This window comes from Desulfatibacillum aliphaticivorans DSM 15576, from assembly GCF_000429905.1.
Taxonomy (GTDB): domain Bacteria; phylum Desulfobacterota; class Desulfobacteria; order Desulfobacterales; family Desulfatibacillaceae; genus Desulfatibacillum; species Desulfatibacillum aliphaticivorans.
Genome location: NZ_AUCT01000017.1, coordinates 78,590 through 97,530, shown reverse-complemented (window position 1 = coordinate 97,530; position 18,941 = coordinate 78,590). Strand labels below are relative to the sequence as shown.

Sequence of the window (18,941 nt, the reverse complement as noted above, 5' to 3'; positions counted from 1 at the left end):
AATCCATCATCCTCAACAGCCGACCTTTGTGTCGGCTTTTTTTATGCCCTGACGAGTGAGTTCAACGAAATTTCACTGAGGGGTGGCAAAAAAAGTTAAAAAATATTTCCCCACCTCATCCAATCAAATCCCCCTCAAATTCAGGGCATTAGCCAATCCAAGCACATCCGCATCGGGTGGAATTTCAGTGGTCCAACGAAATTTCGCCAAAGAAGGGTGACAGGTCTGGTGAACAGAAAATCGTTCACGACCTCACCCGGAGAAATCATGCCGGACCTGTCTTCCGGGAGGTCCTTAACAAAGGAGGTTCGGCATGAACCAGATCAAGAAGACAGAACTAAACGAACCGCAGCAAAAGCTCATCGAGCTGATGCAGCAAATCAACTTCGGGCGCATTTCCAACATACCGGTTGTGGCCGGAAATCCCGAACTCACCGCAGACACCATAATCGAGCGGGAAATCAAACTGGGCAGCCAGAATGGCAATCGTCCGGAGCTGGCCAAGGATGACTTCACCCTGAAGCAGGAGGTGCTCGCGCTTATCGAACACCTGACCGGCATGGGTGATGGAATCATCCGGCATCTTGAAATCAAGCATGGGTTGCCATTCCTGATCCGCATCGAGGAACGGGCAGCATAACAAACTGAGAATTTAGACACTTCGACAACAAGCTGGACGCAAGGCGGAGGCTGTTGTGGGTGTCGCCGAGCCAAACCTGACCGTGTGTTTATCAGCACGGCAGGTGGCAGAAAAGGCGAACCTGCGACACTCCGCTTGTTGGATCAGCTCCTTCCTCTGTTTCCGGCCCGTGCCGACACCCACGCGGTGCTCCTCCTCGCTCCGAGGAGGACCAAATGTTTTATCGAAATTCCTATGACGGCATCGATGGCTATGCCGCAGACCTTATTCGGCACAAAGCAAGACAACTGGTGGGTAAAGCAGGACTGACAGAAGACGATCGGCAGGATCTCGAACAGGAACTGATGATCGATCTGCTGGGCAGAATGAAGCACTTCAACCCAGCCAAAGGCAAAAAGACAACCTTCATGACCCGCATTGTTGAGCGGCGGATTTCAACCATTCTGGAAGCCCGCTTCGCGCAATGCCGGGACTGGCGCAAATGCACAGCCTCTCTCAACGATCCCATTCCGGGCGGAGATAACGACTCCGCTGAGCGTATCGAGCAGGTCTGCAGTGATGGGCAGATGGGACATCACGGCCGGGATACCAACGAGCAACGCCAGAACGACATCCGCTTCGATCTCGAACGGGTCATTGCTGCCCTGCCGGAAGACCTTCAGGACCTCTGCGAAAAACTGCAGTCGAGCAACATGGCTGAAATCGCAAGGGAGATGGGCGTTCCGCGCAGCACCCTCTACGGGAAACTGACCAAGCTGCGGGACGCATTCCGGGATGGTGGATTGGAAGAATACCTCTGATCGACCGACGCATCGCCCGGGGTTCCGGTAAGTAAGCATCGTGCCGCATGAAGCGGACGACCGGGGCCTCGGTAAACAGAAAACCTGAGAAACAACAGGAGATTAATAATGGAAACTTACAAGTATCGCTTTGATCAGTCGGTCCCGGCTCAGGACTTGGAAGACACCTTCATGCTGGCGTTGCTGGCTGTGGAAAGCATGTATGGACACTCCAGAGTGAGGATGGAATCCCGCTTCAATCTGGATAAACAGAATCGCACCTGCTTTATCGATGCAGCGACCAAGGTCGGTGGTGATCTGGCGAGCATCTTTACCGGCTTCGCCACCAAGGAATACGGCGAGCGTGCGGTAATGATCGACCGTGAACCCGCCGGTGGCGGATGCGCCTGCAACGCAAAGGCACCTTCAGGAATGGAGGTGGCGGTATGAGCGAATTGATGACCACCACGTATTCCATGTGGCGACTCTTCCGCAATTGCCGCAAGGCTTGTGAATACCGCTACCTGAGGGACCTTGTTCCTCTGGAGCGGGATCACAACCTGGCTTTCGGATCAGTCATTCACGACTGCCTTGAGATCTGGCATGGCCAGAGGGAGCTCGAAAAGGTTCTCGAACACATCGATCAGGTCTATGCCAACCGGGCACATGATGACCATCAGCTCGCGGACTGGCATCTGGCCACCGCCATGATGAGTTCATACTCGGAGCAATATCCCGTCGAGGACTTTGACGTGGTCGCTCTGGAGAAGACCTTCGAAGGCCCCATCGTCAATCCGGATACCAACGCCGCATCAAGAAGTTTTGTGCTGGCTGGCAAGGTCGATGGTCTGGTCCAGCAGGACGGTCAATACTTGCTGCTCGAGCACAAGACCGCCTCACAAATCGATGCCGGTTATCTGGAACGGCTTTGGACTGATTTTCAGATCATCATTTATGCGTGGTATCTGGAGCAGACCCTCGGCATCCGTATCTCCGGCATCATCTACAACGTGCTGGTCAAGGCCAAGCTACGCCAGAGCAAAGGCGAGACAGAAGCTGAGTTTGAAACCCGCCGTGCCGAGCTGATTGCCAAATCCAAAACCGGCAAGAGCAGTGCCAAGCGCAAGATGCCCGAGCCGGATGATGCCTTTCAGCAGCGCCTCAAAGACAAATACCTCGAGCCGGGCATGTTTCACCGGGAGCTGCTCTACATCTCCCGCGATCAATTCGACGAGCTTCGCAGTGAGCTTTGGGAATTATCCAAAGCCATGCTGGATGCCCGCCGCCGCAACACCTTCTACCGCAATACGGCTTTCTGTTTTCAGTATGGACGCGCCTGTCCCTACTTCCCGCTGTGCCGGAGCGGTGAGAATCCCAACGTCATTGAAAACCATTACCAACGGGTGCTCCCGCACGAAGAGCTGCGGGATGGAGCAAGTGAAGACGCTGCCCCTGTTTTTTAACCCAAACCATACAAGGAGATAAACCATGCTTCCAAAAAGCAAAACCAAACCTAAAGCAAACCTGAACGACCTGACCGCGCTGGTCTACGGTCCAAGTAAAATCGGCAAGAGCACATGGTGCTCCCATGCTGAGAACGCCCTGTTTCTCGCCACGGAACCGGGCCTGAATGCCCTCGAAGTGTTCGAAGCGCCTATTACCTGCTGGGACGACCTTCTGCAGGCGTGTGCCGAGATTGCCGAAGGCAAACACGACTTCAAGACCATCGTCATCGACACGGTGGATAACGCCTATCGCATGTGCGCGGACTATGTCTGCAAGAAGTTCAAGATCGAGCATGAGTCCGATCTTGGCTACGGCAAAGGCTATGCCCTCATCAATAATGAGTTCCAGCGCGTTCTCAACAAGCTGGCATTCCTGCCTTACGGCCTGATCCTTATTTCCCATTCCCACGAGCGTGACATCGAAACGCGTACCGGGAAACACACACGCATTGTGCCGACCCTGCCGGACAAGGCCCGCAAGCTGGTCACCGGTCTGGTGGACCTGATTCTGTTCTGTGATCTGGACATGAAAACCGGTGACGACGGCAAGCCCATGTATCAGCGTGTCATGCGCACCAAGCCCAGCCCCAATTACGACGCCGGAGATCGAACCGGCCGTCTTCCGGAGATGATCCCTCTGGATTTCCCGACCTTCCTGAAAGCTTTCAATCAAACGGCTGCCGGTTCAGCGGTGAGTGCCGCCCGGACTAAGTCGGAGCCAGCTACAACGGCTAAACCTCAAAATAAGGAGTAATGACAATGAGTTGGAATAACGATGACACCATGGACCTCGCGCAGTTCGACGATGATTTCGTTTCTGCGGATGTTGAAGAAAAGGACTTTGAAGCTGTTCCCGACGGGAAATATCAGGTCAAGGTCGATCGCGTGGAACTGACCCGCTCGGAAACTTCCGGCAATCCCATGCTCAAGTGGGCGCTGAAGATTCTGGGTCCCACGCACAAAGGCCGTCTGCTGTGGCGTAACAACGTCATTGCCAGCAAGGACAATGTGAAATGGCTCAAGCAGGATCTCTATACCTGCGGCCTGCAGATGGACAAGCTCTCCGATCTCCCGGGCAAACTGGAAACCCTTCTGGATGTCGGGCTCGAGGTGACCAAGCGCACGAAAAACGAATTCGAGAACATCTACTTCAACCGCCGGATTGTGCTTTCGGATGAAGATGCCGCAGCACCGTCGGCCGGTCACGATGTAGACGACATGATTCCGTTTTGAGGATGGGCATGGTTACCGTTGTCGTTGATACCCGGGAACAGGAGCCTTACGGATTTGATTCGGAATCAGTCGCATCAATCCGTAAAGCCCTCCCGGCGGGAGATTACTCCATCGAGGGATTCGAGACCCGGGTGGCGGTGGAAAGGAAGTCCATGGCGGATTTTGTTTCCACGGTCATCCGAGGCCGCAAGCGTTTTCACAAGGAGCTCGAAAAACTCCGGCATTATGACGCAGCCTGTGTCGTCGTTGAGGCCAATTACCGGGATGTTCTCGGTGCCTGTTACCAGAGCGACGCCCATCCAAACGCCCTCATAGGAACCATTGCCTCCATCATCATCGACTTCGGTGTGCCCGTTTATTTCTGTTCAGACCGTCAGGCAGCCTGCCGGTTTGTTGAAGAGTTTTTAATGCGCTTTCACCGGAGGTTCGCTCAATGCCAAGAAAAACAAACTCCCCGGCAAAACTCCGGGGAAGAATAGAGAGAGTTTATTATGCCGGGCCAAAATTTTCTGCAGGCCGTTTACTCACCTCCACAGGAGATGAAATTCAGTTTGCCGTAAACCTGTTTGCCCGTGAAAACCAGCCCGTGGTCCTTTTGGGGACGTGGGCCACCCATCCGAAATATGGTCGTCAGTTCAAGGTCGATGCCATGGAGCACGATCTTGATCTGAACCCGGAAGGATTGATTCACTATCTGGCCAATCACCCGGATATCAAAGGGATTGGCCCTGCCAAAGCCCGCCTTATTGTCGAAGAGTTCGGCGATTCATTCGAGGAGACTCTGATTGAATCCCCGGAGCTCATCGCATCAAAAGCCAGAATTTCCCTCGATGCCGCCAATCGCCTGAAGGATGAATGGTGCAAAAACCGCAGCGTCAATGCCGTCCTTGCATGGCTCTCCGCCTTTGGGTTGACCCATCATCAGGTAACCACGCTGGTCGATAAGCTGGGCGGGAACTGTTTGGATATCCTCAAGGCCGACCCTTACATCCTCATCCGGGAACTGCGTGGATTCGGCTTCAAAAAAGTCGACAAGATTGCCCGCAAACTGGGTACGCCCAAAGACCACACGCCAAGAATCCGTGCCGGTATTCAGTACTGCATGCACGAGGCGCTGGATCAGGGAAACTGCTGGGTCGAATACGAGGACCTTGTTGATCAGGCCAACCTGCTGCTGGTGATGGATAATCTGGACAGCCGCATCCGTATCGAAGCATCGCTGGACAATCTGATCAGTGAAAGACTGCTTTCCTGTGAATCACACGCGGGACGTTTTCTGGTGGCGCTTTCCGATATCCTGAAAATGGAACAGGACATCGCCGCCATTTTCACCAAGGCGGATGCCTCGAACCCTCATTTCAAATCGACCCGCAATCTACAGAAGCTGATTCTTCGTCAGGCGGAAACGCTCAACGAAAAGCAGCTCGAAGCGGTTCACTCCGCTTTGCAGCACTCCATCAGCCTGATCTCCGGTGGAGCCGGATCGGGTAAGAGTTATACGGTTTCGGTCATCAATGGGGTATGTGAAGAGTGCGATCTGGAGGTGGTGCTGTCCGCACCGACAGGCAAAGCGGCCAAGAGACTCGAGGAAGTGAGCGGTCGCACCGGAACCACCATCCATCGCCTGCTTGGCTATGACGGCAAGTCCTTTTCTAAAGATAGCAATAATCCAATCGATGCCGACGTTCTGATCATCGATGAATTTTCCATGGTGGATGTTCCGTTGGCGTGGCACCTTTTCAATGCGGTCGACTTTGCCAGAACGGCCATTGTCATGGTGGGAGACCACAACCAGCTACCGCCGGTCGGTCCGGGAAATATCCTTCGGGATCTGATCCACTCCAATGCCATCCCCACGGTCATTCTGGATAAGGTAGTCAGGCAGGCCGGTGTCCTGAAGGAAAACAGTACCGCTATTCTCAAAGGAGAAGTCAGAAAGACCAGCGACGCCAGTTCACAGGGATGCCGGGACTGGTATCTGGCGGATCAGTTCACCGACCCGGGTGCTGCTCGAAATTTCCTGTTGGATCTCTTTGACAAGCGGCTCGATGCCCTTGGATTTGATCTAATCAAGGATGTGCAGGTGTTGACTCCAACGCACAAGGGGCCGCTGGGAACCAAATCCCTCAATGAGGACCTGCAGAGGCTTATCCAGAAGCGGCTATGGAATGTGAGTGTTCCGGAAACACAGCCCGGCCGTCGGTCGCCATTTTTGAAACACGACAAGGTCATTCAGACCCGCAACAACTATGAGCTGAACGTGATGAACGGTGCCATCGGCCATGTGGTCGATGTTTTGCCCAACGGCACGCTTCTGATTGATTTCGAGGGTGTGGCGGTTGAGATTGAAAAAGGCTCACCGAACCTTCAGGACATCCAGCTGGCATATACGCTGACAATCCACAAAACCCAGGGATCGGAATTTCCATGCACTGTCGTGGTGGTCCACAAGGCTCATTCCTTTATGCATCATCGTAATCTGCTGTACACCGGCGTGACCCGTGCCCGCAAGACAGCGATTGTGCTGGGCGACCGATGGGGCATCCGTAATTGTGCCAAAAAATGTCAGGTGGATGACCGAAAGACCTTTCTCTCCATTCTGTTGAACAATGTGAATTGCCCTGAAGAGCAGTCAGCTTGTGCGGGGGCATTATGAGCATGGGCGGTTCAGATAATGTCAGAGAATACTACCGCCTGATAACCGAGCTCGATATTGGTGATGTGGCAAGGGATCTTCTGGCCGGAAGGATCACACAGGAATCCCGGCAGCGGCTCCAGTGCGATTGCCCGCATCACCAGAGTCAGTCCCATCGCTCACTTCATGTGATGCTCGACAAACAGGGCTGGTATTGCTTCGGCTGCGGTGTGGGTGGTGATGTCCTCCAGCTCGTTGAGTTTATTCAATCGGGTACGGTCACCGCCGGGCAATCCGGTCCCATGCCCGACAGCCATCGGCAGGCCCGTGATTTTCTTGCAGGGAAAGCCGGGATGCCGCCGTTGTCACGTTACGGCCTCACGCAGGAACGCTTGGAGCAGACGGAAAATGATCGTTCCTTTGAGATCCGGGTCAAAGATGCCCTGACCGAGCTGGCCCGCTACTATCACCAGCGGCTCAAGGATAATCAGGAGGCGTTGACCTGGCTGAAGGAAAAATATGCCATCAGTGATGAGACCATCGACGACCTGTTGATCGGTTTTGCCGACAATGAGTCCGGTGTCATTGCTGCCCTGCGATCCGGCGATCATGGATTTAGCAAACGGGAGCTTTCCGCCACAGGAGCCTTTCGCCCGACCAGTCAGGATGGATTGAATCCGTTTTTTGAAAAACGAATCATCTTTCCATACTGGAGTCGTGGCCGCGTGGTGTTCATGATCGGCCGCAAGACTCCGTGGACACCGGATGCAAACTGGGAACAGGGAAAGTACAAGAAGCTGCCGGTTCACGATGAACATCAGCGTCCTTATGTCGCCCGCTTCATCAATAATGCGGTGCTGTTCAATGAGGACTGCCTGCTGGGTAAGCCCGACCACATCATCATTACCGAAGGCGTGACCGATTGCATCGCTCTGATGCAACAGGGTTTCCCGGCGCTCTCTCCTGTGACGGTAAGAATCAGGGCCGCAGACTGGGAGCGTCTGGTCCCGAAGATGCGCGGGCTCAAGACCGTCTATATCTGTCAGGACAATGAAATCTCGGAGGCCGGGCTCAAGGGAGCCTTGCAGACTGCTCGCACGCTGGCCGAACACAAGATTGATACGAAGCTGGTTACCATTCCTCTGAATGACCCCCAGCAGCAGGCACGTCAGGAACTGCAGGAACGGTTTAATCTGACGGCGGCTGTCGGCCCCCGGGAGCTCGCCAAATTACTCGAAGGCCACTCTGCCGAGGATATTCAGGAGGCTGAAACGCTGCTGGCCAATGCCAAGATCGATGTGAACGATTTCTTTGCATCCGGCAATGGTAAGGCTGAGTTTGAGGTGCTGCTTTCTGCGGCCTGTACGCCGGTTGAGTTCGGCATTCAAAGTCTGCCCGAGGATGCCCCGGAGGAAGAGAGAAACCGCCAGCTCGAGCCGGTTCTGGCCGAAATTTCGGCTCATTCACCGCTGGAGCAAAGCCGTCTATTGAAACTGGTTCAGGAGCGGCTGGGTAAAGCGGTTCCAATGGCGACACTCAAGGAACAGGTGCGATCTGTTCAGCAGAACCGACGTGACAACGCCAAAAAGGAAAAAAAGAAAGCCAAACGTCTCAGCGGATCACCGCCCGGTTCCTGTCGCGCCCGGGTCGATGAAGTACTGATCGATACGGAACTGGAAAACGGTGCTCCGGATTATACCGCCGCAGCCGAAGCGGGCTATGACTGGTTTACCGCCAATGGAGCCCAGTTCTTTCACACCCAGACCGGTGAGCCGTTTATGTATTTCGACAACTCCATTTACTGGATGGATTCACCCGATCGCGGACGCAAAAGGCAGTATGCAGCCATGCTCTACAAGCACACTGGCATGGTTCCGACATCCAACGGCGGCCGCACCTTTTTCGAGGTATTGCCCAGTTTGGCGATGATTCGAGGTCAGGTGCGCGACCATTTCTCGTGGCTGCACACGGATATTTCCAATTTCACGGTCTATTTCAACCTGAACAATCAGGATCATGAGATTGCCCGGATAACACCCGACGGCATCGAGATCCTGAAAAATGGTGGGAACGCCGACGGGATCATTCTCGACGGTTCCCGCAAGATGAAGCCGTTGAAGTTTCTGAAAGACGCCGCACCGGAGGAAGCCGACAAGCTGCTGGTCGATCTCCTGATCAACAATATGACCTGCTCGCAGGGTGACCGCTTTCTGATTCTGTCCTGGCTGACCTGTTTTCTGCTGATCGATTTTTCCGGAACCCGGCCCATGACCCGTTTTGAAGGATCGGCCGGTTCGGGTAAGACCACGGCCAGTAAGCTGATTTCGGCGCTGCTTTACGGTGAGCCCCAGCACAAGAAAGCCACCGATGCGGCCAACTATACCGATGGTTCCCAGAATCCGCTTATTGTCCTCGACAACATCGAGGTCAAGCAGATGACCGAGGACCTGACCACCTTCATGCTGACCAGTATCACCGGCATTGCCAAAGAGAAACGCAAGAGCGGCACAGACAGTGAAACCGTGACCGAGCGGACCAAATGCCTGCTCAATACCACCGGCATCGAGCCGTTGTGCGGAGAGCTGTCCGAAATCCAGTCCCGCAGCTTTGTGATCAATTTCGATATTGGCAATCAGGGCAACGACTGTTTCATTGAGTCAGATGTGATTGCCGCCCTGCAGCGCAACCGGGACCTGATCATTTCCGCTCTGATGAAACGCACCAGCGAGGTGCTGGCCATGATGAAAGACGGGATGCGGACACAGGCGATGAAATTGCTCCACGAGGCCCTTGGAAACCATGACAAACGACGCTGTAACGAATATCTCAGTCTGATGTATCTGATGCTTCTGGCCGGATCATCTCAGGATCAGATCGAACAGGGAATGTCGACGCTGGCACCGGCTTTCAAGCAGCAGATCCAGACCATCAACCAGACCAGTCGTGAAACCGCCCGGGATTCCAATCACACCGCAACGGCGCTCTCGACATTGTTCAAAGCGTGGCGCACCGCCGTGGAGGCCGACCGGAAAGATATCTACAACGATCGCCGGGTGGATCACATTCAGGAGTTTGTTGCCCGCTATCAGGTGCAGCTCGAAGAAGACGGCTGTCTCAAGGAGGTGTTGTCCCGGGAGCTGTTCGTGGCGCTCAAACGTGTGGCCAGAGATTTCGGTCTGCGCTTTGAAATGGATTCATCGAGGCAGTTTGCTCAGCGCTTTGCCAACGACCTTGAAACCATCCGCGAGGCTGGATTCGATGTTGTCATCAGCCAGAAACGATACGGAACCAAGCTCTACACCATCCAGACAGTCGAATAATTTTCGCCCTTCATACCATCACCCAGTCAGGCCCGTGGATTCACCTCTGCGGGCTTTTTGTTTATATCCACGGCAGATTCTGGCGAAACTGTTATCCCGCTGGTAAAACGATTAGAAACCGGCATCTGGCCGGTAAAATCGTTACAAAGGCCGCCGGTGTAGAAAGACCTTTCTACAATGTAGAATGTCCAAAGAGCACCTTTCTACAGCGCAAGTCACTGTTATATATGGTGTTACGCGGCAAGCGTAGAAAGTGTAGAAAGGTTTCAGAGGTTACTCCCCCTTACTGTTCATTTTTTCAAATCATGGGATGACGGCATGCCTGAAAAAAACGGGCTATGCGTGAGTAATATTTCCATACCTTTCTACACTTTCTACAAAAATATCTATAACTAACTGCTATTACTGCTGTTAAGAGATGTAGAAAGGGGGTGTAGAAAGGTCTCTGGGCGTAGAAACCCCTTTCTACGCTTTCTACCATCCGACACTCAGGCTCCGGCTCCGGTAAGTAACGGGAAGAAAAATAAACCCGAACTTCCGGAGGTCACCCATGAGCCTTTTACAAACCATGCTCACGCATCTCGATTCCCCTGAGTGTGAGCCTTCCCAACAAGCTGCTCCGCCTGCTGAAAATGACAGCAGCGCACCGGAGCCCGATCTTTTTGTATCCACCGATCTGGATACCGCACAATTCGACTGGGCCGTCACGTCCGCCAGTGACGTTGAATACAATGGCAAAATCTATCGACGTCTCGAGCCGGAGTATTTCGCATGGCTCCGGTCACGCATGCTGGCAGCCCAGTCCACTTTCAAAGCCGGTAAGCTTCCTGAATCAACATGGGAAAGCCTGAAAAGCCGATTCAACCCGCTTCAGGAATATGCCGTTCAGAAATTCGGCAAGGAATCTCTACAGCAGGCATCCCGGCAGTTCAGCCCACAGAATTACCAAGCTCCCCGTCATGTTCCGGCAAAACCTGAGAAACCTGCAGAACCTCCCAAGAACAACTGGATTTATCCGCCAGAAGAAGCTTGGAATTGTATAGAGCAAGTCAGTGCGGAAGCATTGGCCAAAGTTGATGCAATCAAGGAGGAAGCCATGTCCAAGAAATGGTCTGAAGCCAGGCTTTACCAGAATCAGGGACGATATCGGTTCCCCTGCGGTCAGGATTACGGGCTGGTCTGCTTTGTCGGCGGTGATCGAAAGATTGGTGCCGTAACAGAAAAGAATATCGAAATTATCCACAGCCCGGACACCCCGCGCCCCAGCACGCTCAGGTTTCATAACCCGGATGTTCCGCAGCCGTGGCTAAAGAAAGTGGAGAACAATCATGAGCATTAAGAAATACGCCAATGCCGAACACATCCTCCCGAGAGAGCTTCTCAAGGAAGTGCAGAAGCATCATTCCGGCATCCTTTGGATTCCCGCACCGGGCAGCTTTTACAAGGAGCGCAGACAGCTGGTTATCGCCCTCAAAAGTCAGGGAATCGAAACCGATGAAATTGCCAGCCTTGCCGGTATCACACGTCGTAGGGTCAATCAGATCCTCGCGGACCACAGAAAGGAAACCGACGCCCGACAGGTTGAGGACTCTTCCGGTATGTAAGGCTTGTGGTTCGGGAAAACGGGCTAAATCTGCCTTCCGCCCCGAACCCCGAAATTTGGAAACAAAATTGATAAACCGGAGATGAGCCTTGGGCGTTACAAAAAAAGACGAACAGAATCTGGATCGCTGGCATCGGAATGAGGGCCGGACAGACCATGATCAGGCAAAGAGCAAAGCGGGAGCTAAAGAAGGAAACCTTCGCACGCTCAAGCATGGCATCTTTGCCGACCGCTGCCTGACTCCGGAAGAAAAGGTCATGTTCGACAGCATCATCGAAAAGCTGCACGAGGACTTTCAGTTCAACAAATCCAGCGACTTTCTGCAGGTCGAGCTGGTGGGCATCTACTCGGTAAAGCTGGTCCGGGCACAGATCGAAGGAAACACACAGGCCGCCGAAAGTCTCGACCGGATGATCCGCTGTCACATGAAGGATCTCAAGACCACCAAGATTGCCCGCGAGGGTGAGGAGCCGAAAGGTCCGCAGACGTCTCCTGCCGAATGGGCCTCCGCTCTTCTTGAAAAAGTGAGTGAAGCCGCCGCCCAGAAGACCGCTTCCGTGAAAAAGCCGAAAAAAAGTTCAGATAACACCAGAGCCTCGAAAAGAAAGAGCGCGAAGGATTAGGCAGTTATGGAGGCTCAAGATGACAGGAATTTCAGATAAGACGTGTTCCCGGAAATTTCAGTTAAGTAAAATTTCTCAAATGAAAGGTGCGAACCATCGGTTCAGCATCGGTTCCCTCCAATCCTATGCGCATAAGACCATACATAAGAAAATCAACTTTATTGGCTTATGCGCACATAACGCCATAAATCCCAAAGTGGCCTGTATGGCCTTGTTCGCGCATAACGGCATATGCCGCAATTTTAATATGCGGCCCGGGAACGAAAAAGGAGCAGCAGGAGCCGCTCCGGATGTTCAGGTCAAGGATGCTGTCACAGTCTTTCAAGAGCATCCTCAAGCTGACCATCGACAAGGTGAGTGTAAATCTGGGTCGTTGAAATATCCCGGTGCCCCAGCGCCCTCTGCACGACAAGCAGGTCACTGGTGGCCCCGTAAAGGTGGGTTGCAAAGGTATGTCGCAGGCCATGCGGAGTCAGGTTCTTTTCAATACCGGCTTTCTTCAGCCACAAGGCTATCCGGTTGGCTATCTGCCGCTGGCAAAGACGTGTTCCTCTATTGGACAGAAACAGTGCGCTGCATGGCGTTGTGCTTTGCCGGGATCGTTCTTTCAAATATCTTTTCAGCAGGATTCGGAGGTCGGTTTTTATGAACTTGACCTGCACCACATTCCCTTTGGCTCTGACTCTCAGATGCTTTGCATCGAGGTCGATATCATCTGTGTCCAGCGCTTCAAGCTCACCGATGCGGATACCGGTGCCGAGCAGGACTTCGATCATGACCCGATCACGCATTCCGGCAAAGCCCGTGCGGCCTTTTACCTCTTTCAGCAATGCCTTCTTTTCTGAAGCCGTAAGAAACACCGGCGGCTTCTGCGCCAGCCTTTTCATGCGAACCGCCCGGGCCGGGTTTTCAGATGTAAGCCCGGCATCGGTAGTCCAAGTGAAGAAGGAACGGACCGCCGCCTTCAACCGATGCACCGATGCCGGGGATCGTGCTCCCGAGTTTGTGGTCAAAATCTCTGGCGAGGATAAAGCCCGATCCAGCAGGCCGGGTGTCACATCTTGGCAGCAGAGTCCGGGCTGGAAGGATTCGGCCACACAGGCCACCAGTCGCAGATCCCGCCGGTATGCGGTCACAGTCCCTTCCGCTTTGTTTTCGGCCGACAGGTGGGCACAGAACCGCTCTATGGCCGCTTCCAGTCGATCACTGCTGTTCGGCATCGGTCACCTCCGTCTGCTTGCTGTGTCCCATCGGGGTGCTCTTGGGCAGCGGCAGCTCATCGATAAATCCGGAATCCTTGGCCCAGACCAGCATCATCCGGAACACGCGGATGGTCTTGGCGACGGTTCTTTCGGCCCGGGCATTGCCGTTTCCGAGCTTCAGCAGCGCATCGCATTTGAGGAACTTTCCAACCTGCGTGATACGCAGCTCCTGAAGCTTCTTGTCTTTGCCGAAGTATCCCTCGATGAGATCGAGGTCCTTCCGGTAGGTGTAGAGCGTCCGCTCCTTTTTGCCGTTCTCCCGAAGATGGTTGATGAAGGCGGCTGTGGTTTCATGGATGGTCATTTCTGTCATGGCATTAACTCCTTTGTTTGTGAAGCTGGTGGCTTAACCCAGAAAGCCCCGAAGGGGCGGTTATTAACGGGACAGATGTCCCTCGATCTGCTGGAGCAGCTCTTCGACATGCCCGAGCGACCCGACATGCGCCCAGTTGATATTCGATTGCCCGGCATCTGCGGCCAGCTTCTGCTGAATCTGCTGGATGTACTCGGCAATGTTGTCCTGGCGCTTTTTGTAGGCTGTTCTGGCGTCGTCACTGTTTTTTACCTGTTTCATGGGGCGTCTCCTGCTTCGGTTTATAGTTCTGCGGGACCGTCCCGCGTCATGTCCAATGACGCTTATATCCTCTTGGAAATCAAGTATTTGCAGAGATGTTTCTGCATTAAAACGACAGCCCTAAAACAAAGGAGCGCAACATGTTAAAGAAAGCACTCGAATGGGTAATCCCATTGACGCTGGCCGGTATGGTTGCTGGCTGCGCCACGTACAGACCGCCTGAGCAGATTCAGTCGGCAACATCCACCCTGAACCGCTACACCCCGGAATATGTCCGGGAGGCAAACAAAGCTCTGGTTGAATCCAACCACCCGGATGCGGAGCGTCTGGTCGGAATCGGCCTGCGTCTGCAGAAGGCCATTGATTCACTGGATAGCTGGGCGAACACAAATCCGGAGGACAGTGAACAATGAAACAAATACTCGAACAAAACAGCGATGCGATCCGGGAGGCCGGACAGGCACTGGTCGATATCGGCTCTGAGCTGGCGGCCGGGCGCATAGATGACGCATTCGAACGTATGGAAGCCGCCCGGCAGAAATACGTGGAATGGCAGGAGCTCGATCAGGCCATTCTGGATATCGAGGAGGCTGTCAGTAACAGGACGAACACATTGGCGGTCCAGCAGATCCTCACAGAGCTGATCTCCTCGGTTCTTGGAATTGCCATCCGCAAAGGAATGAATTGATGGGTGTCTCTGATAAGGAGCGCAGACTGGCCGAAACACTCCGTGACCCGGTTTTGTGGGGACAAGCATATCTCTACAACCGCGACGGTTCGGCACGGTCGTATTGGGACCATCAGAAGGAAGATCTCCGCTGCTCCCACAAAAACATCATCCACCTCGATGGCCGTGATGTTGGCAAGTCGATCGTGCTCTCAACGGATGCACTGCACTATGCCTTCACGACTCGCGGCGGAAAGGGATTGATTGCCGCTCCTCATCAGGGACATCTTGACACAGTAATCGAAGAACTTGAGTACCAGCTGGATCACAATGAAGACTTGATGAACAGCATTGCCATCTCGAAATACGGTAAACCCAAAATAACCCGGAAGCCATACTTCCGACTGGAGTTTACCAATGGCTCCGTGATCTATTTCCGTCCGGCTGGTGCGTATGGCGATGCATTCCGCTCGCTTCATGTAGACCGGGTTTGGGTAGATGAAGGCGCGTGGCTTTCCGAGCGTGCATGGAAGGCGCTCAGACAATGCTTGAAAACAGGCGGCCGCCTGAAAATCTATTCCACCCCCAATGGCCTGCGAAACACCACCTACTATCGGCTGACCCTGTCGGAACAATTCAAGGTGTTCCGCTGGGCTTCATGGCTCAACCCGTTCTGGACCGCTGAACGTGAATCGGAGCTGCTGGAGTTTTATGGCGGCAAAGACACCTCGGGCTGGCAGCATGAGGTTGCCGGGGAACACGGAAAACCCTCATACGGGACGTTCAACGTGGAGCAGTTCAATCTCTGCCGACAGGAATTACTGGAATATCAGAAGGTCACCATTACCGATACCGAGCTGCGTGATTGTGAAACGGAGGAAGCTGCCTATGACCGGCTTGAACTGCTGCTCAACCTCACGCCCCGAACCGGGTTATTCTGGATTGGCGGTGACCTTGGATATACCAATGACCCGACCGAGCTGGTTATCTTTCAGGAAGCCGAGGTGGGTGATCGCAGCATCCTGAAGCTGGTGCTGCGTATTCACATGGAGCATGTTTCGTATCCGCACATTGCCCAGACCATCGCACTGCTCGAGCGCTATTTCACTCCGGCGGGAATCGGCGTGGACAATGGAGGCAACGGTCTGGCCGTGGTGCAGGAACTGCTGACTCTCGACAAATACAAAGAGCTGGAACTGGGAGGCAGATTGAAAGGCTTCGACTTCGGCGGTATGACCCGGCTCACCATCCGCGATGGCAAGGAGATCAAGAAGCGGACAAAAGAGCTGATGACCAGCCTGATTAACGGTGCCCTCCAGCGCAAACAGATCATCTTCCCGTCAGACGATCTGGAAATTGAAGACCAGTTCACCACCCAGACGTACACCCTGCGGGACGGTAAGATCATCTACTCCAAAGGCAACGACCACATCATCGACGCGGTCCGCTGTGCCATGCTCATTCGGGAGCAAGGCAACCTCGACCTTGCCGGTGAGGAGACCGTCTGGCTCAAACCTGTTCTGACAGAGCCGGTCTTTATTTAACCCGCCTTCCCGACGTTTTTCCTCTCCCTCCGGTAAGTAACCCCTGTGTTGCCGTGATCGCCCCACAGCGGGGAGATGTGCGGCAGTTAAACCGGAAATAACCCGAGAGGATTACGTGGATACAAACGCCCAGCCAGATACCGAGCAGCCTGACAACGAATCCAATGGATACGCCATTGTGCCCATGGCCGCAGCGGCAGCCCTCGACGCATCTGCCTTTAGCAAGGTGAACGCTTCGGACGCGGTTCCGGCCACATGGGAAGAGCGAGCCAGAAAGGCTTGGGAATACTATGTCGAAGAGCCGCTGGTAAAGAACTGCGTCAATTCATGGCGCACCTTTGCGGTCGGGGATGAGATCAAAATCACCAGCGATGACGAGACGCTGAAAGATGATGCAGTCAACGCTGCATGGCGACTCGATGTCTCGGAGTTCATAAAGGACATGATTCTTCAGTTGCTGGTCAAAGGCGATGCCGTCGGCTTCAAGCGATATGCAACTTCCGGTCAGGACATCGAGGAAGTGGTATGCGTCAATCCGGTATCCGTAAAGGTGAAGTATGCCCAAGGCGAGCTTATCGAAGCCAAGCAGTACGCCGAAGATTCAGGATCGGCCAGCGATCCCATCGATCTTCCGGTGGATCAGGTCATCCACTTGAAATGGGATGCCCCGGGCTTTTCACCACGAGGGAACTCACTGGTTCTTCCCGCGTTTCAAGCCATTGAACTGCTGCGTGACTACCGCCGCGCCGAACAGGCTATTGCCAAGCGTTGGGCCACGCCGTTCCGCTTGCTCAAAGTGGGCGGTGCCTTCGGACAGAAGATGGTAATGCCGGACCAGCGAATGCTGGAACAGGTCCGTGACATGGTCAACAAGATGGATATGAAAAGCGGCCTTGTGGTCCCGTTTTATGTGAATGTGGAAACTCACGGCACCGACGGCCAGGTTCTCAACGTCGAGGACAAGGTCAAGGAGGTCAAAGAAGACATTGTGGTGGCTCTTGGCCTTTCCCGTTCCTTGGTGACCGGAGACGGTCCTAACTTTGCCACGGCCTCTGTGAGTATGCAGAAGATGATGGTCATGATCCGGGAGATCAAACAGGCCGCCCGTAAACTGCTCGACTGGGTCTTCGATGACTGGATGGAACTGAAAGGCCACGCCGACAAGTCCCTGCAGTTCATCTTCAACGACCTCGATCCAAGCGATGCCGTCGACTTTAAGAAGCTGCTCATCGAACTCTATGACCGTAAACTGATCAGCCGTTCCAGCCTGCAGCTCAAGATGGATCTGGACCCTGATATCGAGGCCGCCAACTGTGAGACCGAGCGCAAGAACATCGACCTGATGGATGAAAAACAGGTAAAGCCGGTCGTCGACATGGTGGTGTCTGGCATCATGAGTGTGCCCAGCGCCAGAAAGATGCTCGGCATTCCCGCTGATGGTAATGATCTCGATACTGAGGCCCACCATCAGTATTCTGAGGAGCTGGAAGCAACGGCGGCAACTTCCTTGTGTGATGAATGCAGCCACTTCAATCCCGATTCCAACCGTTGCCGGGTACACAACAGCGAGCGCACCTTCGATTCCCCGGCCTGTCGATTCATTGACCGCCGGGAATCCTGATCATGCCCTCCGACCTTAAAGAGCGCATTCAGGCGGCAACGCTCAAGAGCCTGAAATCCCGCAATCGTTACAATGATTCCATTACCGCCCAACTGACTCAGTCCCTCAACAAGGCTGAACAGGAAGTGGCTCAGGCCATTTTGAAATACCGCAGTCTGGGATCTCTGCCGGACAACAAGCTTGCTGCTTTGAAAGGTCTGGAAAAGCTGCAGGAAGAGCTGAACGAGATACTGAGCCAGTTGAAGCGGGACCAGACGGTTGTTTTCCGCAAAAGCACCAAGGACGCGTTCAAAGGTGGCATTGCTCAGGGCATCACCGAGCTGACATCCGCATCACTGCCTTTCTATGCCGACATCAAGCCTGATGGCATCGACAAACTGGCAACCAAAGTATTCTCCATCGTCGATACCAATGCCCTCGACTTCATGACCCAGTACAACATGACGCTGGCCGGTGACGTAAATCGGGAACTGGCCGACGGCATAAAGCGCGTCATCATGCAGGGAATAATAGAAGGAAAAGGTACGGATGAAATTGTCCGGGACCTCGGACGGGTTGTCATCTACAAAGACTCCTTCAAGCAGGCCGGAACAAAAGTCTTCAGCAAGGCGCAGTACCGTATGGAAATGATCGCCCGGACCGAGGTGTTGCGGGCGCACAACATGGGGCGACTCAAGTTTCACCAGCATGTCGGAATTGAAAAGCTGGAGTGGATGACCATGGGTGACGAGCGGACCTGTCCGGTCTGTGGTCCGCTCAATGGTAAAACCTTCCCAATTGATAAATTTCCGGGGCAACCGACACATCCATTCTGCAGATGCACCAACCTTCCTGTGTTGAGTGATATCAAGCTGAAAAATATTTGAGACGCCTTTCCGACACATTTCAAAGCCTTCCGGTAAGTAATCGCTGAAACCTCCCGCTCGCCCGGTGCG

General features: G+C 53.9%; 20 protein-coding genes. 17 read left to right on the top strand and 3 right to left on the bottom strand.

All coding sequences use genetic code 11. The features are described from left to right. Nucleotides 1–313: 313 nt before the first annotated feature. The 12 genes from G491_RS0115120 to G491_RS0115065 all read left to right on the top strand — a co-directional run bounded on the left by G491_RS0115120 (nucleotide 314) and on the right by G491_RS0115065 (nucleotide 12,338). Nucleotides 314–640, top strand: coding sequence for a hypothetical protein (locus G491_RS0115120; RefSeq protein WP_028315208.1), 327 nt, complete (start codon nucleotides 314–316; stop codon nucleotides 638–640). 215 nt (nucleotides 641–855) lie between these two features. Then, the gene (locus G491_RS0115115) at nucleotides 856–1,440 is read left to right on the top strand and encodes a sigma-70 family RNA polymerase sigma factor (protein WP_028315207.1); all 585 of its coding nucleotides are present in this window, start codon (nucleotides 856–858) and stop codon (nucleotides 1,438–1,440) included. A gap of 108 nt (nucleotides 1,441–1,548) precedes the next feature. Further along, the gene (locus tag G491_RS0115110) at nucleotides 1,549–1,869 is read left to right on the top strand and encodes a hypothetical protein (RefSeq protein ID WP_028315206.1); all 321 of its coding nucleotides are present in this window, start codon (nucleotides 1,549–1,551) and stop codon (nucleotides 1,867–1,869) included. Next, nucleotides 1,866–2,882: a PD-(D/E)XK nuclease family protein gene (locus G491_RS0115105; protein WP_028315205.1), complete on the top strand. Its 1,017-nt coding sequence runs from the start codon at nucleotides 1,866–1,868 to the stop codon at nucleotides 2,880–2,882. Before G491_RS0115110 ends, G491_RS0115105 begins: the two co-directional genes overlap by 4 nt. Before the next feature lie 25 nt (nucleotides 2,883–2,907). Continuing rightward, entirely contained in the window at nucleotides 2,908–3,678 is a 771-nt protein-coding gene (locus G491_RS0115100; RefSeq protein WP_028315204.1) for an ATP-binding protein, read from the top strand. 5 nt (nucleotides 3,679–3,683) lie between these two features. Further along, nucleotides 3,684–4,157, top strand: a complete 474-nt coding sequence (locus G491_RS0115095) for a DUF669 domain-containing protein (RefSeq protein WP_028315203.1) — start codon at nucleotides 3,684–3,686, stop codon at nucleotides 4,155–4,157. Nucleotides 4,158–4,165: 8 nt separating this feature from the next. Then, the gene (locus G491_RS0115090) at nucleotides 4,166–4,636 is read left to right on the top strand and encodes an ERCC4 domain-containing protein (RefSeq protein WP_028315202.1); all 471 of its coding nucleotides are present in this window, start codon (nucleotides 4,166–4,168) and stop codon (nucleotides 4,634–4,636) included. Next, nucleotides 4,591–6,813, top strand: coding sequence for an SF1B family DNA helicase RecD2 (gene recD2 / locus G491_RS0115085; protein ID WP_028315201.1), 2,223 nt, complete (start codon nucleotides 4,591–4,593; stop codon nucleotides 6,811–6,813). Before G491_RS0115090 ends, recD2 begins: the two co-directional genes overlap by 46 nt. Next, nucleotides 6,810–10,112, top strand: coding sequence for a CHC2 zinc finger domain-containing protein (locus tag G491_RS0115080; protein WP_028315200.1), 3,303 nt, complete (start codon nucleotides 6,810–6,812; stop codon nucleotides 10,110–10,112). Before recD2 ends, G491_RS0115080 begins: the two co-directional genes overlap by 4 nt. 550 nt (nucleotides 10,113–10,662) lie before the next feature. Then, complete coding sequence (locus G491_RS0115075; RefSeq protein WP_028315199.1) at nucleotides 10,663–11,451, top strand: hypothetical protein; 789 nt, start codon at nucleotides 10,663–10,665, stop codon at nucleotides 11,449–11,451. Next, entirely contained in the window at nucleotides 11,441–11,716 is a 276-nt protein-coding gene (locus G491_RS0115070; RefSeq protein WP_028315198.1) for a hypothetical protein, read from the top strand. Before G491_RS0115075 ends, G491_RS0115070 begins: the two co-directional genes overlap by 11 nt. Before the next feature lie 88 nt (nucleotides 11,717–11,804). After that, a complete protein-coding gene (locus G491_RS0115065; protein WP_028315197.1) occupies nucleotides 11,805–12,338 on the top strand; it encodes a hypothetical protein in 534 nt (177 codons plus the stop codon). Nucleotides 12,339–12,649: 311 nt separating this feature from the next. Here the strand turns inward: G491_RS0115065 and G491_RS0115060 are convergent, their stop codons facing one another. The 3 genes from G491_RS0115060 to G491_RS0115050 all read right to left on the bottom strand — a co-directional run bounded on the left by G491_RS0115060 (nucleotide 12,650) and on the right by G491_RS0115050 (nucleotide 14,174). Next, entirely contained in the window at nucleotides 12,650–13,558 is a 909-nt protein-coding gene (locus G491_RS0115060) for a tyrosine-type recombinase/integrase (RefSeq protein ID WP_028315196.1), read from the bottom strand. Further along, nucleotides 13,542–13,913: a hypothetical protein gene (locus G491_RS0115055; protein ID WP_028315195.1), complete on the bottom strand. Its 372-nt coding sequence runs from the start codon at nucleotides 13,911–13,913 to the stop codon at nucleotides 13,542–13,544. The genes G491_RS0115060 and G491_RS0115055 overlap by 17 nt, the downstream gene beginning before the upstream one ends. Before the next feature lie 63 nt (nucleotides 13,914–13,976). Next, on the bottom strand, nucleotides 13,977–14,174 hold the full coding sequence (locus G491_RS0115050; RefSeq protein WP_028315194.1) for a hypothetical protein: 198 nt from the start codon (nucleotides 14,172–14,174) through the stop codon (nucleotides 13,977–13,979). Nucleotides 14,175–14,314: 140 nt separating this feature from the next. Between G491_RS0115050 and G491_RS0115045 the strand changes: the two genes are divergently transcribed. The 5 genes from G491_RS0115045 to G491_RS0115025 all read left to right on the top strand — a co-directional run bounded on the left by G491_RS0115045 (nucleotide 14,315) and on the right by G491_RS0115025 (nucleotide 18,872). Then, entirely contained in the window at nucleotides 14,315–14,587 is a 273-nt protein-coding gene (locus G491_RS0115045; protein WP_028315193.1) for a hypothetical protein, read from the top strand. Next, entirely contained in the window at nucleotides 14,584–14,862 is a 279-nt protein-coding gene (locus G491_RS0115040; RefSeq protein WP_028315192.1) for a hypothetical protein, read from the top strand. Before G491_RS0115045 ends, G491_RS0115040 begins: the two co-directional genes overlap by 4 nt. Continuing rightward, nucleotides 14,862–16,385: a terminase large subunit domain-containing protein gene (locus G491_RS0115035; RefSeq protein WP_028315191.1), complete on the top strand. Its 1,524-nt coding sequence runs from the start codon at nucleotides 14,862–14,864 to the stop codon at nucleotides 16,383–16,385. The genes G491_RS0115040 and G491_RS0115035 overlap by 1 nt, the downstream gene beginning before the upstream one ends. Before the next feature lie 115 nt (nucleotides 16,386–16,500). Beyond that, complete coding sequence (locus tag G491_RS0115030; RefSeq protein ID WP_028315190.1) at nucleotides 16,501–18,006, top strand: phage portal protein family protein; 1,506 nt, start codon at nucleotides 16,501–16,503, stop codon at nucleotides 18,004–18,006. Between the two features lie 2 nt (nucleotides 18,007–18,008). Further along, nucleotides 18,009–18,872: a phage head morphogenesis protein gene (locus tag G491_RS0115025; protein WP_028315189.1), complete on the top strand. Its 864-nt coding sequence runs from the start codon at nucleotides 18,009–18,011 to the stop codon at nucleotides 18,870–18,872. Nucleotides 18,873–18,941: the final 69 nt, after the last annotated feature.

What these genes read in the sequence shown, in the direction of transcription:
- G491_RS0115070 (WP_028315198.1), top strand. Translation starts at nt 11,441, where the DNA reads ATGAGCATTAAGAAATACGCCAATGCCGAACACATCCTCCCGAGAGAG.
- G491_RS0115100 (WP_028315204.1), top strand. Translation starts at nt 2,908, where the DNA reads ATGCTTCCAAAAAGCAAAACCAAACCTAAAGCAAACCTGAACGACCTG.
- G491_RS0115050 (WP_028315194.1), bottom strand. Translation starts at nt 14,174, where the DNA reads ATGAAACAGGTAAAAAACAGTGACGACGCCAGAACAGCCTACAAAAAG.
- G491_RS0115040 (WP_028315192.1), top strand. Translation starts at nt 14,584, where the DNA reads ATGAAACAAATACTCGAACAAAACAGCGATGCGATCCGGGAGGCCGGA.
- G491_RS0115110 (WP_028315206.1), top strand. Translation starts at nt 1,549, where the DNA reads ATGGAAACTTACAAGTATCGCTTTGATCAGTCGGTCCCGGCTCAGGAC.
- G491_RS0115060 (WP_028315196.1), bottom strand. Translation starts at nt 13,558, where the DNA reads ATGCCGAACAGCAGTGATCGACTGGAAGCGGCCATAGAGCGGTTCTGT.
- G491_RS0115095 (WP_028315203.1), top strand. Translation starts at nt 3,684, where the DNA reads ATGAGTTGGAATAACGATGACACCATGGACCTCGCGCAGTTCGACGAT.
- G491_RS0115120 (WP_028315208.1), top strand. Translation starts at nt 314, where the DNA reads ATGAACCAGATCAAGAAGACAGAACTAAACGAACCGCAGCAAAAGCTC.
- recD2 (WP_028315201.1), top strand. Translation starts at nt 4,591, where the DNA reads ATGCCAAGAAAAACAAACTCCCCGGCAAAACTCCGGGGAAGAATAGAG.
- G491_RS0115105 (WP_028315205.1), top strand. Translation starts at nt 1,866, where the DNA reads ATGAGCGAATTGATGACCACCACGTATTCCATGTGGCGACTCTTCCGC.
- G491_RS0115025 (WP_028315189.1), top strand. Translation starts at nt 18,009, where the DNA reads ATGCCCTCCGACCTTAAAGAGCGCATTCAGGCGGCAACGCTCAAGAGC.
- G491_RS0115090 (WP_028315202.1), top strand. Translation starts at nt 4,166, where the DNA reads ATGGTTACCGTTGTCGTTGATACCCGGGAACAGGAGCCTTACGGATTT.
- G491_RS0115115 (WP_028315207.1), top strand. Translation starts at nt 856, where the DNA reads ATGTTTTATCGAAATTCCTATGACGGCATCGATGGCTATGCCGCAGAC.
- G491_RS0115080 (WP_028315200.1), top strand. Translation starts at nt 6,810, where the DNA reads ATGAGCATGGGCGGTTCAGATAATGTCAGAGAATACTACCGCCTGATA.
- G491_RS0115045 (WP_028315193.1), top strand. Translation starts at nt 14,315, where the DNA reads ATGTTAAAGAAAGCACTCGAATGGGTAATCCCATTGACGCTGGCCGGT.
- G491_RS0115055 (WP_028315195.1), bottom strand. Translation starts at nt 13,913, where the DNA reads ATGACAGAAATGACCATCCATGAAACCACAGCCGCCTTCATCAACCAT.
- G491_RS0115035 (WP_028315191.1), top strand. Translation starts at nt 14,862, where the DNA reads ATGGGTGTCTCTGATAAGGAGCGCAGACTGGCCGAAACACTCCGTGAC.
- G491_RS0115075 (WP_028315199.1), top strand. Translation starts at nt 10,663, where the DNA reads ATGAGCCTTTTACAAACCATGCTCACGCATCTCGATTCCCCTGAGTGT.